This is a genomic window from Clostridium sp. E02, from assembly GCF_003833015.1.
GTDB lineage: Bacteria > Bacillota > Clostridia > Lachnospirales > Lachnospiraceae > Lacrimispora.
The window spans coordinates 42117-56782 of sequence record NZ_RJLQ01000003.1 but is presented as its reverse complement, the minus strand read 5'-3'; the positions used below and the strand labels follow the sequence as shown (position 1 = coordinate 56782).

Below are 14666 nucleotides of genomic sequence, written 5' to 3'. Positions count from 1 at the left end.
GGAACCGTTACATGACAAAAGAAAAGTTAGCTGAAATTAGGAACGGTTTGGAAACGGCATATGTTGATGAAACATTTTCATCTAATTTGGCTTACAAGCCACAGTTTGTTTCAAATAATCATAAAGAAGGAAAAAAAGTACTCTCAACCATTGAGAATGAGCTAATAGTATGCGATCAGTTCCAGATTAGTGTCGCATTTATTACAATGGGTGGAATTACGCCTCTTCTTCAGACGCTCAAAGAACTTGAGAAGAAAAACATTCCTGGAGAGATCCTTACAACCAATTATTTGAATTTTAGTGAGCCTAAGGCATTAGAAAAATTGAATGGCCTTAAGAATATTACGATCAAGATGTTTGATGTGGAAATCGCTGATGAAGGTTTTCATACGAAAGGTTATATTTTTAAAAAGGAAGAAATCTATCGGATTATAATTGGTAGCTCCAATATAACAAGTGCAGCATTAACTACGAATCGAGAGTGGAATACGAAAGTTGTATCTACGGAACAAGGAGAGATGGCACAGGAGATTATTGCAGAATTTTATGAAATTTGGGAATCTAGGTATTCCCTTGAGTTTGATGAATTCTATGAGAATTATAAAGAACAATATAAAACTATCAAGCGACAGCGTGAGATTGCGAAGCAAGATGAGATTACATCTATTGATAAATATCGATTGCAGCCAAATAGTATGCAGGTTGGGTTTATTACGAACCTTAGAAAAATATTAGCTGCTGGCGAGGAAAGAGCGCTTTTGATTTCGGCAACAGGAACAGGAAAGACTTATGCGTCGGCTTTTGCCATGCGTGAGCTTGAGTTTAAGAGAGTATTGTTCTTAGTTCATAGAGGACAGCTTGCACGTCAGTCGAAGAAATCTTATGAAAAGGTATTTGCGAAGTCAGTTTCGATGGGATTAGTAGGGGCTGGATATCATGAATATGATAGTGATTATGTGTTTGCAACAATTCAAACTTTGAATAGAGATGAGCATTTATTAAAATATGATCCTAATGATTTTGATTGTATTATTCTAGATGAAGCTCATCATACGTCTGCAGATACTTATCAGAATGTAATGAATTATTTCAAGCCAAGGCTTTGGCTTGGGATGACGGCAACTCCAGATAAACGAGATGATAATGTTGAGAGTAGAAATATCTATGAAATCTTTAATTACCAAATTGCATATGAGATTCGTCTTCAACAGGCGATGGAAGAAAATATGCTCTGTCCATTTCATTATTTTGGAATCAGTGATATTGCAATGATAGATGAAAAGCAGATGAAAGCAAAAAATATTTCTGAAAAAGATTTTAATCAACTTATTGGGGCTGAACGTATTCGACATATTAGCAAGCAAGCTGAATTTTACGGATATAGTGGCGATCGAGTGAAGGGTTTAATATTTTGCTCTCGAATAGATGAATCTGAAAGACTTTCAGCAAAATTTAACCAGATGTTTAATCCAGTAACTGGAAAATTATATAGAACAATCGCCTTAAATGGTGATGCGTCTGAAGATAAACGGCATGAAGCATTTGAAAGATTAGCAATGGATGAAGATAATGCGTTTGAAGATATGCAACCATTGGATTACATATTTTCGGTTGAAATATTAAATGAAGGTGTGGATATTGTAGAGGTTAATCAGGTAATTATGCTTCGTCCTACGCAGTCACCAATTGTATTTATTCAGCAGTTAGGAAGAGGGCTTAGAAAAGCGGAAGGAAAAAAGTATGTTGTAATTCTGGATTTTATTGGTAATTATAATAATAACTTTATGATTCCAATTGCATTATCAGGAGATTGTTCTTATAATCCAGACGTTATTCGTAAATATGTTATTAGTGGTAACAGTACGATTCCGGGTGCTTCTACGGTTCATTTTGATGAGATTGCAAAGGAAAAAATTTTTTCGTCAATAGATAAGATTAAAGGTATGAAATCAATCATCAAAGAGAGCTATATATATTTGAAAAATCGATTGGGACGAGTTCCGTATCTTTTAGATTTTTATGAAAATGGAGAAATAGATCCCCTTGTAATTATTAGAGAATATAAGACCTATCAAAGTTTCTTAGAGTCTGTAGAGAAAGATTTCTATAGTGGAAAGATGACGGAACAGGAAATGATTACCTTAGAGTATTTGTCAAAGACAATACTGAGTGGAACAAGGCCATATGAACTGGAAATATTAAAATATTTTTTAAACCGTGAAGTAATTGATGTAGATCAGATTAAAGGAGAATTTCAACAGACATACGGTTATGAGCTAGACTTGACGTCTTTTAAAAATGCGATAGAAATTTTAAAAGGAAAATTTGTAAGCAAAGAGGAAGAGTTCAAAAAATTTTGCCATATCGATATTGTAGCTTATGATGAGAAGAAAACGTTACGAAGGCTTAAAAGTTTTGCAGAACGTCTTCTACATATGGAATTCCACAGACAGTTTAATGATATTATTGAAGTGGGACTTAGAAGATATAAGGAAAAGTATTTGATTAATCAAAAAGATGGTACGCCATTTGTTTTGTATGAGAAATATTCAAGGCGTGATGTAAGCCTTTTGATGAACTGTGGTAAGGATTTATCATCAATCATGTATGGAATGAAGCGAATAGAGGAAGATGTATTTATATTTGTAACTTATCATAAAGAGGGAAGCTCTGATGATAAAAATTATGTAGATGGAAAACCGGATTACGCAGATGCTTTTGAAGATAATATGTTTTTTCGTTGGGATTCTCAATTGGGAAGAGGAATGAATAGTTCTTACGTCGCAGATGTAATGTCAGCGTCGAGAAAACATCTCTTAGTAAAGAAAAGCGATGCGGAAACATCTTTCTACTATGTTGGGCTGTTTGAAGTAATAGAGATTAAACCAGCTCGCAAGAATGATAATAGTGGAAAAGAACGTGATATCGTAAAATTCCAGATGAAGATGCATCATGCAGTTAGAGAGGATTTATTCCGTTATTTTCAAAGTAATGTTAGAAAAGAGGAAGTGAAGGTAGGATGAAAATAGTAAGAGTAGTGGCTGCAGTGATTAAAGATTTTAATAAAAAGGGAGAACCAATTATCTTTTCTACCCAACGTGGTTATGGTGATTTGAAAGGTGGCTGGGAATTTCCTGGGGGAAAGATTGAAGATGGAGAAACGCCTAAGGAAGCACTAAAAAGAGAGATAAAGGAAGAATTAGATACCGAGATTTTAGTTGGAGAGTTGATACATACCATCGAATATGATTATCCGACATTTCATCTTTCTATGGATTGCTTTTGGGCAGAGATCGTTGCTGGTGATTTGGTCTTAAAAGAGCATGATGACGCAAAGTGGCTGGCGAAGACGGAGCTGAACTCTGTGGGCTGGTTACCAGCGGATATAACTCTAGTAGATAAAATTCGTTTGTTGATATAGACCTGGGGTATGAAAGCCTTTGCGGTTAAGTGAGATCACCATTCGACTTTGTTTCCAGATTCAAACTTCTAATCTCATGAATTTTCAGGAGAAAAGGAAGCAGGGCGCCGGACACAATTAAGCTAAATAGATTCTGAACCAGATTGAATGGAATATTAATCATGGCAGCCGCTCGGTTATATACAATAAGCTCTAATATAAAATAACCTCCAGTGACGATACTGCTGCATAAAATACCTGCACTTAGAAAAGGAAGTATTTGAAAATATGCTTTGTGACGGTTGCGTGAAAGTCTGCGGTACAAATATCCACCAAAGAAGGCGGCCAGTGCTTTGATAAAAAATGTAGCCGGCGCATAGAATGCATAGCCAGATAATAAATCTGCCATCATAGAACCAATTCCCCCGGCGGCTGCTCCCGCCATAGGACCAAGAAGTATGCCGCTTAACAAGACCAAACCATCCCCCAGATGTATATAACCATTAAGGGCTGGTATATGAATTACCATGGTGGCAACTGTGGTAAGCGTTGCCATTAATGCGCTAAATACTAGTTTTTTCGTTCTTCTGCTCTCCATACTTAATTCCTCTTTCTTATTACAATATAAGTTGTTTTATGTTAAAATATATCATATAGAAAAACTGGAGTTATTGAAATAGCCAATTTAAGTAAATTTATACATACCAGTTGGATGTGGAGAACATTGGAGTTCAATCATTAAGGAGCGTTATGATCTTACAAATGTTAAAAAAGAATCAATTAAGAATTAAGTATACGATTGTATTTCTACTGCTATTATTTGTGGAAGTTATGATAGCATTATATGTACATGATACGTTTGTGCGGCCGTATTTTGGCGATATGCTGGTAGTGATTTTAGTGTATAGCTTTACGAGAATCTTCATTCCGGAAAGATGCAGATTACTCCCATTGTATATATTCCTATTTGCAGCAGGAGTAGAGGTGCTGCAATATTTCAGATTCGTACACATACTTGGACTGGAACATAATAGGTTTCTACGGATTGTGTTAGGTTCGGTGTTTGATATAAAGGATATTATCTGTTATGGTGTAGGGTCTATATTGCTTGTAGCTTTCGAAAGGATAAAAAATTAGTAGCCCACGAAAAGTAAGCGAATGGTAACAATCTATTGTAAATTAATTAGAATTTGGAGGAAAGATAAGATGGGAATAAAATCAATAGATGCAGAGGATGATCAGTTTGCGTATCGTTACGATACACAATTATTAATTGATAAAAGAGATAAGGATTTAGATGAAGATCAAATTGCAGAATATATTACAAATACGTTCGAAGGAAACAGTTTAATTGCGGCAGGCGATGAAGACTTGGTGAAAATACATTTTCACACAAATGAGCCTTGGAAAGTTCTTGAGTATTGCAACACAGTTGGTGAAATATACGATATTGTAATTGAGGATATGATAAGACAATCTGACAATCTGAAAGGATAAGTAAGCAGGCAGATGAATTTTTGCCTGCTTTTATGACATCAAACGTTAGAAACCCAATATATGAAAGGAAAATTCATAGGAGAAAAGAATCTGTGCATTGGAAGGATCAAATTCCGTCAAGTCTGCGATTTTACCGATGCGATAAAAGAAGGTACTTTTATGAATATGCAGGTAATTAGAAGTATTTAAGGCATTGCGATTATTCAGAAAATATGCCGTAAGAGTCTTCATGTATTCTGTGTTATTTTCCCTGTCATAGTTTTGCAGAAACAAAAGATCCGGATGAATGAGGGTCTCTGGATTGATTTCATTATGAGCGGCTTCCAGAAGATGGTTTAAATAATTGTCTTCATAACTAAGAATGTGCTCCTTCATAATACAGTTTTGATTCTTCAACAGAAACATTACCTGATTATAATAGCGAGGGGTGTCTAATATTTGTTCGAACCGAAAACTAATCGCAGCATTGATCTGGTTAAGCTGAAGAAAATGAGACAGCTTCTGTTTGTCAATGGACTGGTAAGGATCTTTGTAGTTACTTGTGTGCAATAGAATTAAAGTCCCTTTATAAAAGAAAGCCATGCTGTGCTTAAAAATTCCAGACAGCTGATCAATATAGTAATTAGGGTTCAACTAGTTATTGGAAAAACCATGAAAGGTGAATCCCAGTACCCAGAAATACGGATAGAAGGTCTCTCTCAACTCTGCCAGGTACCGGGTTGTAATGCTCTTGCTATGTAGATTCTGCTCGATTAAGTCGGTTAAGAAACACTCATATTTCAGACCTGTTTTTTCTGCGTAACATTCATCCTTTTGCATCTCCAGTGAGATTAGCTTTGACAAGTTCATGGCAAAGGAACTGTCAGCAGCTTTAAAAGGGCGGTTAAGAGAGGTGATGCATAAGTATCCCACTGCGGCACGTCTTATATGAATGCTGCAGAACAGATAAGCGTTTTCGTGTGAATCATCCGGATCCACGATGATGGGAGAGGAAGAGGTAAACATATGCTGCAGAACCTGTTTTTCTTTCATACTCTGAATAAAATTACTTTTTAAATAGAATTTTTTGTCATACACATCAAATTTATCATCAAAATAATTCTCAGGGCTGGAGGCAAGGACGGAAAAGCTTGTGGTACATAAAGTTATGGGATTATTTAAAAATGACATTGCCGTGTCAAGCATGCTCTGGTACCCATAACCTGCCTGCAATACCTGTAATAATTCATCTCTCTTTAAATCCGCTTTGCGACAATCATATAATTCCTGCTGTATGCAGTTATAAATGTATCTTGAATTTTTTGAATTATATTTTTTAAACAAGCCATTGAAACTCCTTTTCATTGAGACAAATGTAGGAAATAATCCTGTAATATGGGAAATATTTTCGATAAATAGTGGAAGCTTCTTCTTTCACACTATGTTATTCTTTTAACGTTAGGTATACAGTATATTTATAGATATTACATAACAGAAATTTTCTATGTTAACATTTAATAATTGTACTAAAGTTTCGAAAAATAGAAAAGGAGAATTTTCATGTCAGTAAAAATTTTAGGAGTCAGCGCAGGGCGTAAAAACAGCAATTGTGATATTTTATTAAAGGAAGCACTTCTTGCATGTCAGGAGGAGGGAGCCGATATTACAATGATCAATTTGAGAGATTATGACATTATAGATTGTACCGGCTGCACCTCATGTACCATAGGCATGTCACAGGGAAAGAATGCCGGCTGCGTATTGGATAAAAAGGATGATAAGAAAAAGATTATGGAAGTACTGCTGGAGGCTGACGGAGTTATTTTTGCAGCACCCACTTACGATTTGCAAGCCTGTTCCGTATTTTCAAAGTTTGCCCAGAGAAGTTTAAGTTATGAGAACTCATTTTTGGAGTCCATCGGGGCAATCGAACATAAGGACAGAGTCAGTGCTTTGATTGCGGTAGGGGGATCCACCCGTTCCTGGCAGTCCATGGCTCTGGAATCCATGCAGGCAGCTATGTTTACTTCAGACTTTAAGGTTGTGGATATGTATCTTGCTACGAGAGTTCCAGCTCCTGCACAATGTCTCCTTCATGACGAGATGATTGAACGAGTAGTGCAAATGGGAACGAACGTCATGACCGCAATCAATACTCCTGTGGAAGAACGCAAATGGCTTGGAGACGAAGATATGGGTTGGTGCCCAAACTGCCATTCCAATGCACTGATTTTGGGAGAAGTGCAGTGGGATGGGCTTCATTTTCCAGTTGAATGCCAGGTATGCGGTGCTGGAGGAACTCTTGAAAAAGCAGAAGAGGGAAAGTGGAAGTTTGTGATTCAGGAAAATGGGCTCATAAGAGACCGCAACACCCTGGAGGGAAGGGGCAAGCACCTGGAAGAAATTATCCATACACAGGGAGGGTTCTTCTCCGATCCTGAGAAACGAAGAATTGCAAGCGAGAAGCTTGAAAAGTATAAAAACCTGAATTTTAAAACAATATAGCAACAAAAATTCTGCCTGACTGATTAAATAAATTTAGATGTCTTGAATCATCTTTCGATAGGAACTGGGCGACCGAATTGAGGTGGAAAACGGAGTGTCTCCCATGAACTTTGTGAATGCTTATGGCAGCAATCAGGAGAATGTCAGAGCTACAATTGAAAAAATATGCGGAAAAAGTAAATTCTGTGGAACTGCAAATGATAAAGTATTCTGTGACGATGGGATACCAGACTGTAGAGGGAAAAACTAGCTTCGGTATTTTCTCCTGTAATTGGTTGGTGTCTCTCCGTATGATTTTTTAAATACCTTAATAAAATAATTCGCATCTGATATGCCAACGGAACTGCTTATTTCCTGCATGGACATATTGGTGCTGGAAAGCAGAATGGAGGCTTGCTTCATTCTGCTTTTTTGCAGATATGAATTAGGCGTGGTGCCGGTTTCCTTGCGAAATACAGAAATTAGGTGATTCAGGGATACGTTTAATTCATCAGCAAGTTCTTTAATCCTGATATCTTTATAATATTCGTGGTCAAAAAAATATAACGCGCTTTGTACGAGGAAACTATAGTTGTGATCTTTGTAATGATGGATTGCATTACAGAACTCGCGGATCATTTTTTCTTTTGCAGTCAGAATTTCTTCCACGCTTTTTGCACTATGAGTAACTGCAGTGTTCTGAGACGAAATTCTGTCAACTACGATGGCCGGAAGACCAGCCCGAAGTGCTGCAAGTCTTACGGTTGTTCTGGTAATCGCCGCTCCGATCCGCTCATTTTCCAGGGTAGTTCCAATCCGTTTTAAATAGGCCACATCCATTTGCATATTATGTAGATTAAAAATAGCAGATCTGGAGTTTCCACGTTCAATTGCCTGAATAAAATGCTGTTCATACGTATACCGTTTTTCAAGAAGTTCTGTATAGTGTTCCCGGGTTTCATATTCTTTTGGTATTAAAGCCGTGTGATTAAAAAAATTAATATGCTGAATCTGCTTTTCCGGACTTTGCGGGCAGACTGTATGAATCAACGACGAAACCATGCGAAAAAGCTCAGATTCTTTTATGGCAGGAAGCGAACTGAGATAGGAAAAAAAATCCGTCTGGCTTAAGTTTGTTATTTTGTATTGATCAAATATGGTACGGGCATCCTTAGGCGTCATAAGAAGCGTGCAGAAAGGACCTATTACCACAGGATTTTCCTCAATAAAAAAGATAACTAAATGCACCATGAATGCATCCGTCAGATAATAGATTCGATCCGAAATGTATTGCTGTGTATAAAGTTTTAAAATCTCACTGGTAAAAAAAGCCTGTACATTATGAATTCGATTCTTATCAATAAATTTTTCTATTAGATCTTCCTGGTCAAATACGCTAATCTGTAAATGATAAAAATCCTGAATTAAGGACGTTGCAATTGTATATTTTTCATAGGTACTATTTTTCATTTTACTGCCTTTCTCCGGGAGAATGATATATTTCTATTTTGAATGATATTATTCTATCACAAAAAATGTAAATATGCTATTCTATTACGCGTAGCTGATAATGTAAAAATACAGGGAGGACATAATGGATAACAGCTCAAATGAAAAAATAAAAAAGTATATGAGGGAGGACGGGATACATTTCGTTCCGGTCTGGCGAATCTTCGGATTTAGCGGTGCGAATATGGCGGTGAATCTCTATATGGGAATTACCATGATTATGTCATATTATCTCAATGGATATGTAGGGATGGCGGTAGTATTGGCATCTAGTTTTTCTACTATTATGCGTTTGTGGGATGGCGTTACAGATCCTATTGTTGGTTTCCTTATTGATAAGTTCGGCGGACGGTTTGGAAAAACAAGGCTCTGTCTGATAGTCGGCGGAACAATGTTGTTTGTCAACAGTTTTCTAATGTTCAATGTAACAGACCGTTTACCTGAAAATGGTTTCAGAGCAATATTTTTTATTATATTTACACTTTTATATTATATTGGTTATACATTTTTAAATATCAGTAATCATGTTGGAAATGTGTGTCTGACAAACGATCCTTCTCAAAGACCGATACTTAGTATTGTAGGAACCGTGATTGTACGTGTTATGAGAGCCTTAATGACAATGGTTGTTGCATCACTGGCCGTAAAATATGGTTCACTTAAAAGTGCAGAATTATTCCATGAGTACTGGCTGATTGTTGCGCTTCTTGCTACAGCTGGTATCGTTATTGCTTATATATCGATTGCACCAAAGGATATTCGTTTTTTTAGCGACACAAGCACAAAAAAAGCCCCACAGGTAAAAATGTCGGATTATATACAGGTACTTGCAAAGAACCGTCCCCTTCAGATGATAATTGTTACAAAAGGCACAGACATGCTTGCCAATACCTGTAAAACGAGTGCTATCATACTTGTTCTTTACGGCATTGTTGCAGGAAATTATAAACTTTCCGGCGGCTGGACCATGTACATCACTGTAATTGGGTTGGTTATGATGACACTGGGAATTGGTACCATAGGCAGAAAGCTTGGTTTAAGAAAAGCGATGCAGCTTGGTAGCTGGGGTGTTGTTATTATGGATGGGCTAGCTATTATTTTATGGTTTTTTTGTGATCCTAGAACATTAAATTTACCAGGTTATGTCAATGGCTATGGGGAGGCATTTACCGGTTTCTCCTTTTTTACGATTATGCTGTTTTTAGTGTCTGTAATTGGTGGAGGATTTCAGATGATCTCCAGTTCAATCATCCCTCCTATGATTGCAGATGTAAATGATTATGAGGCGAGCAGGAGCGGGAAATATATCCCTGGCATGGTTGGAACGTTATTTAGTTTTATGGATAAGATGATTTCATCCTTTGGTCCACTTTTAGTAGGGATTGGCTTTGCTGCGATAGGGTTTGCTGATAAATTCCCTGATCTTGATACACCTTACAGTACATCCCTGCTCATTATGGCAATCGTGTTCTTTTATGGCCTAGAATTGCTTGGAGCAATTTTTAATATTATTGCTATGAAATTTTATGATCTAACACCGGAAAAAATGAAAAGAGTCGAAGAAACTATTTACAAAATGAGGAAAGAAAATGAATAAAATATTATTAAATCATGGATGGGAGTTCTCAAAATTATCCGATGGAGATATTCTGAATCCATATATACCTGAGACATTAAGTGAGAAAGATTATTGCAAGGTTACGCTCCCTCATACATGGTATACAGATGAGAACCAGTACCGGGGACTGACTGTTTATAGGAAAATACTTATGGTATCGAAAGATTGGGAGAAAGTATTTCTGGAATTTGAAGGTGCAGATCAGTATTGTAAGGTTTTCGTTAACGACATACTGATTGGGGAACATCAGGGAGCTTATTCCTGCTTTCGTGTTGAGTTGCCTGACTGCGTTATGTCAGAAGAGGAAGTGTGTTTAGAAGTATATGTTAGCAATGCCGAAAACCAGAAGATATCACCTATATTCGGCGATTTCACAATTTTTGGGGGGCTTTACCGAAACGTAAATCTGCTGATAACCGGGAAAGAACATTTCGACTATCTTTATTATGGAACCAATGGAGTGATTGCCCGTGCCAGTCTGGAGGGTGAGAATGGGTTATTGGAAATTGATTCTCACGTAATTGCACCCGATGGCGCGATAATCTGTTACGATGTTTTTGACGAAGATGGAACAATTGCAGCCCAGGCTTCGGGACCGGTGAATGAATCAGTCAGATTCCAGGTTCCCCATCCGTACTTATGGAATGGGAAAGGAAAGGGCATCCTTTACACGCTACGGGCATCCTTATGTGTAAATGGCAAAACGGTAGATGAGGTTTGTGAGAAAATTGGATTCCGCAGCATAAAGATGGATGGTCAGACTGGCTTTTATTTAAATGGGCAGAAGGAAAAAATCCGTGGTGTATCCATGCATCAGGATTTTGCAGAAGTATTTTCTGCGATGACTGCTAAGCATAAGGAAGTTAATTTTAAATTGATTCATGAAATCGGTGCAAATGCCATTCGTCTTTCCCATTATCAGCACCCCCAATACAATTATGACCGCTGTGATCAGGAGGGATATATTGTCTGGGCAGAGATTCCCATGCTTAAAATGACGGAGGACAGAGATCTGTTCGAAAACGCAAAACAACAGCTTACAGAACTGATTTTACAAAATATTCACCATCCTTCCATCTGTTTCTGGGGAATACAAAATGAGATTGGCATGTTTAAGGATGCACCTTATATGCATGATATGTGCCGAGAATTATATTCCCATGCCCGTGAGTTGGATCATACCAGACTTATAACGGGTGCTAATCTCTATACGGTAAAGTATGAAAGTGAATTAAACAAGATCACGGATATGGTGGGTTATAATATTTATTTTGGCTGGTATTATGGTGAAATGAATGATTATGATAGTTTCTTAGATCAATTTCATGCTGCCTGCCCGCAGACGCCTATCGGAGTCAGTGAATATGGTGTTGATACAAACCCATCCCTACATTCTGAGCAACCAACAGTAAGAGACTACTCGGAAGAGTATCAGGCGTTATATAGTGAAACCGTATATCGGATTTTTGATAGCAAAGAGTATCTGTGGGGCAGCTTTGTTTGGAATATGTTTGATTTTTCTAGCTTTAGAAGAAATGAAGGCGGAATGAAATATATCAATCAAAAAGGTCTTGTAACCTATGACCGTAAGATAAAAAAGGATGCGTTCTATTATTATAAAGCAATGTGGTCAGAAGAATCATTTATTCATATTTGTTCCAAACGCTTCAGTAAAAGAGCGGAAGACCTTATTGATATAAAAGTATATACGAATCAAGACGAAGTTGCACTCTTTGGGAATGATGGAAAAGATTTTATTTGTTCTGCCCATAACAATGGAAATGGTACGGTTATTTTTCAGAATATAGCGTTATTGCCAGGAAAAAATTGCTTTGTAGTGAAACGTGTGAAAGCAGAAGAAGGAACAGATTATATAGAGGACTGTGTGACCTTTGAACGAGTGGATGAGAAGGAAATGTCCTACCAATTGCCGGATTCTGGTGCTGGTAAGGCAGTAAGGAATTGGTTTTTGAAGGAAGATGATATCGTTAGAGAAGGCTATTTTTCTTTGAAAGACAGTGCTTATGATATTACTCAAAATCAGGATGCGATGAAGGTATTTTCTCGGTTCGCACCTGCAACAGCTGAAAAAATATTAAAAGATGAGGGGATTCCGTTAGGGCTGTCTCTTATGAGTATTGTCGACCGTGATAAAGACAATAATCCTGATTTTAAGATGGAAGATTTAAATCATGCTTTAAACCAAATTAAAAAATATTAGAGAAGAAGTAAAAACAGGTAAAAGCCAGTATCCTATGTACTGGTTTTTACCTGTTTTTGAATAACCAACAGAGTTGCTCCTTTATTTATTGAAACGAATTCTTTACCTGTTCAAACAGTGCAAGATCCGAGGCTTTTAGCTTTACATTCGTAGTAAGTGTCTTTCCATCCGGTGATGTAACACGGATTTCTACAATACTTCCTTCTTTCATGGAGTTTTCGGATGTCGCTTTTAGAAACAGGGGGAATTTGGGGTGATTGCCTTTAAAGGCTGACCAAGCATCCTTTAGCTGCATTAAGTTCATAAGGTTCATATAACGTATCCTTTCATTAAAATATAGGCTTATCCTAACATAAAAAAATAAGGGAGTCAAATGCTGTTTTAATAGAAAAATCATTGTAAAAATCGAAGAATATGTTACAATAAAATTAATTTATAATCAACCGTTGTATGATATATTGTTTGATTTTATAGGGGGAAAAGAGGATGCTTTGTATTGATCGTGCTCCATGCAAGGTCTGAGAAAGGACGGGACTGCATGGAGGAATTGATTTGATATTCCGTCCAATTAGACTTTGCATTTTTCGTAAATTGATATAAATCGAAAAAGGAGCAAAGTCATGATAAAAAAATATAGAAGTCTCTTTGGGGGACTTCACACATTCCTTATTTTATGGATCACACAGTCTTTTTCAGAGCTTGGAAGTTCCATGACCAGCTTTGCGCTAGTGATCTGGTCTTATGAGCAGAAGGGATCTGCCCTTACCACTGCTTTCTTATCCATATGCTCCTACGCACCGTATGTGGTGCTAAGTCTTTTTGCAGGAGCTTTGTGTGATCGGTGGAATAAGAAATATACGATGCTAGTTTGTGACAGTCTGGCTGCAGGCAGTACGGTCATCATATTCTTTCTTTTAAAAACAGGTAGTCTAGAGATCTGGCATCTGTATTTGTTAAATGCCTTAAATGGCTTAATGAATACCATTCAGCAGCCTGCATCAGACGTAGCGATCAGTTTGATTGCACCGAAAAACCAGTATCAGAGGGTCGATGGACTTAGATGTTTTTCCAATGCACTAAATACTATTTTAACTCCAGTTCTTGCTGCTGCAACACTTGCTTTTGCTGGAATGAATGTTATTTTGCTGTTTGATCTATGTACATTCGGTGTGGCTTTTATCACTCTTGCATTCCGGATTAAAATACCAGAACGAGAGAAAGAGGAACAGGAACAGAAGGACAAAGAATCTATGCTTCATGCAACCTGGTCTGGATTACGGTACCTATCCAGCAACCGTGCAATTCTGGATCTGATCTTATTCCTGGCAGCTATTAATCTGGTCGCCTCCATGTATAATGCCGCGTTACCCGCCATGCTGCTTTCCAGAGCAGGGGGAGGAGAGAAAGCATTGGGAATTGTGAACATGTGCACCGGGCTTGCCAGTCTGCTTGGAAGCATGATCGTTTCGTTTACTCCTGCGCCAAAGAGCCGAGTACGGGTGATCTGCAATTCGCTTTTGTTTTCCATGGCAACGGAAAATATCATACTTGCCTTCGGGAGAAATGTACCAGTCTGGTGCATAGGAGCCGTTCTTGGCTGGATTCTAATACCGGTAATGGGGACGAATATGAATGTTCTGCTGCGGTCCAATATTCCAGTAGAACTCCAGGGAAGGGTCTATTCCGTAAGGAATACACTACAGTTTTTTACCATTCCCGTCGGGTATTTTCTGGGAGGTCTTCTTGTAGATCGAGTGTTTGAAACGTTCATGGTGTCACAAAAGGCAGGGAGCCGATGGCTGTCTCTTTTAGGAAGCGGAAAAGGTTCCGGAGCTGCCCTGTTTTTCCTGACCATTGCCATACTTGGTGTTGTGGTCTGTCTTGTATTTATAAGATATTCGCGTATATGGGATCTGGAAGATAAATCATAGGTTTTTTGCACAAACTCTCCTTTTCAT

General features: G+C 37.7%; 14 protein-coding genes. 9 read left to right on the top strand and 5 right to left on the bottom strand.

The genetic code is table 11. From position 1 onward, the window contains the following. Positions 1–11: 11 nt before the first annotated feature. Both EFT72_RS02650 and EFT72_RS02645 read left to right on the top strand, forming a co-directional pair. A complete protein-coding gene (locus tag EFT72_RS02650) occupies positions 12–3023 on the top strand; it encodes a DEAD/DEAH box helicase (RefSeq protein ID WP_124065345.1) in 3012 nt (1003 codons plus the stop codon). Beyond that, positions 3020–3421, top strand: a complete 402-nt coding sequence (locus tag EFT72_RS02645; RefSeq protein ID WP_124065344.1) for a (deoxy)nucleoside triphosphate pyrophosphohydrolase — start codon at positions 3020–3022, stop codon at positions 3419–3421. Before EFT72_RS02650 ends, EFT72_RS02645 begins: the two co-directional genes overlap by 4 nt. Positions 3422–3446: 25 nt before the next feature. Here EFT72_RS02645 and EFT72_RS02640 read toward each other — a convergent pair whose 3' ends face one another. After that, positions 3447–3998: an ECF transporter S component gene (locus tag EFT72_RS02640; RefSeq protein WP_124065342.1), complete on the bottom strand. Its 552-nt coding sequence runs from the start codon at positions 3996–3998 to the stop codon at positions 3447–3449. 152 nt (positions 3999–4150) lie between these two features. Between EFT72_RS02640 and EFT72_RS02635 the strand changes: the two genes are divergently transcribed. Both EFT72_RS02635 and EFT72_RS02630 read left to right on the top strand, forming a co-directional pair. Further along, positions 4151–4537 carry a DUF2809 domain-containing protein gene (locus EFT72_RS02635; RefSeq protein ID WP_124065340.1) on the top strand — a complete coding sequence of 129 codons (387 nt, stop codon included), beginning with the start codon at positions 4151–4153 and terminating at the stop codon, positions 4535–4537. Between the two features lie 69 nt (positions 4538–4606). Then, positions 4607–4897 (top strand): hypothetical protein, encoded by a 291-nt coding sequence (locus EFT72_RS02630; protein ID WP_124065338.1) that lies wholly within the window; start codon positions 4607–4609, stop codon positions 4895–4897. 45 nt (positions 4898–4942) lie between these two features. Here EFT72_RS02630 and EFT72_RS02625 read toward each other — a convergent pair whose 3' ends face one another. Both EFT72_RS02625 and EFT72_RS02620 read right to left on the bottom strand, forming a co-directional pair. Beyond that, complete coding sequence (locus EFT72_RS02625; RefSeq protein ID WP_164473051.1) at positions 4943–5446, bottom strand: helix-turn-helix domain-containing protein; 504 nt, start codon at positions 5444–5446, stop codon at positions 4943–4945. Positions 5447–5530: 84 nt separating this feature from the next. Then, positions 5531–6220, bottom strand: coding sequence for a hypothetical protein (locus tag EFT72_RS02620; RefSeq protein WP_124065334.1), 690 nt, complete (start codon positions 6218–6220; stop codon positions 5531–5533). Positions 6221–6436: 216 nt separating this feature from the next. Between EFT72_RS02620 and EFT72_RS02615 the strand changes: the two genes are divergently transcribed. After that, the gene (locus EFT72_RS02615) at positions 6437–7381 is read left to right on the top strand and encodes a flavodoxin family protein (RefSeq protein WP_124065332.1); all 945 of its coding nucleotides are present in this window, start codon (positions 6437–6439) and stop codon (positions 7379–7381) included. A gap of 103 nt (positions 7382–7484) precedes the next feature. Then, positions 7485–7631, top strand: coding sequence for a hypothetical protein (locus EFT72_RS19100; protein ID WP_164473050.1), 147 nt, complete (start codon positions 7485–7487; stop codon positions 7629–7631). On the opposite strand, the gene EFT72_RS02610 is transcribed toward EFT72_RS19100, so the two are convergent. Then, the gene (locus tag EFT72_RS02610) at positions 7628–8830 is read right to left on the bottom strand and encodes a helix-turn-helix transcriptional regulator (RefSeq protein ID WP_124065331.1); all 1203 of its coding nucleotides are present in this window, start codon (positions 8828–8830) and stop codon (positions 7628–7630) included. The two genes, EFT72_RS19100 and EFT72_RS02610, sit on opposite strands and share 4 nt — an antisense overlap. Before the next feature lie 124 nt (positions 8831–8954). On the opposite strand from EFT72_RS02610, the gene EFT72_RS02605 reads away from it, so the two are divergent. Both EFT72_RS02605 and EFT72_RS02600 read left to right on the top strand, forming a co-directional pair. Then, positions 8955–10466, top strand: coding sequence for an MFS transporter (locus EFT72_RS02605; protein WP_124065329.1), 1512 nt, complete (start codon positions 8955–8957; stop codon positions 10464–10466). Next, positions 10459–12708, top strand: a complete 2250-nt coding sequence (locus EFT72_RS02600; RefSeq protein ID WP_124065327.1) for a glycoside hydrolase family 2 TIM barrel-domain containing protein — start codon at positions 10459–10461, stop codon at positions 12706–12708. Before EFT72_RS02605 ends, EFT72_RS02600 begins: the two co-directional genes overlap by 8 nt. Before the next feature lie 85 nt (positions 12709–12793). Here EFT72_RS02600 and EFT72_RS02595 read toward each other — a convergent pair whose 3' ends face one another. Next, entirely contained in the window at positions 12794–13021 is a 228-nt protein-coding gene (locus EFT72_RS02595) for a hypothetical protein (protein ID WP_124065325.1), read from the bottom strand. Positions 13022–13328: 307 nt separating this feature from the next. Between EFT72_RS02595 and EFT72_RS02590 the strand changes: the two genes are divergently transcribed. Continuing rightward, a complete protein-coding gene (locus EFT72_RS02590; RefSeq protein WP_124065324.1) occupies positions 13329–14639 on the top strand; it encodes an MFS transporter in 1311 nt (436 codons plus the stop codon). The last annotated feature ends 27 nt before the right edge of the window (positions 14640–14666 follow it).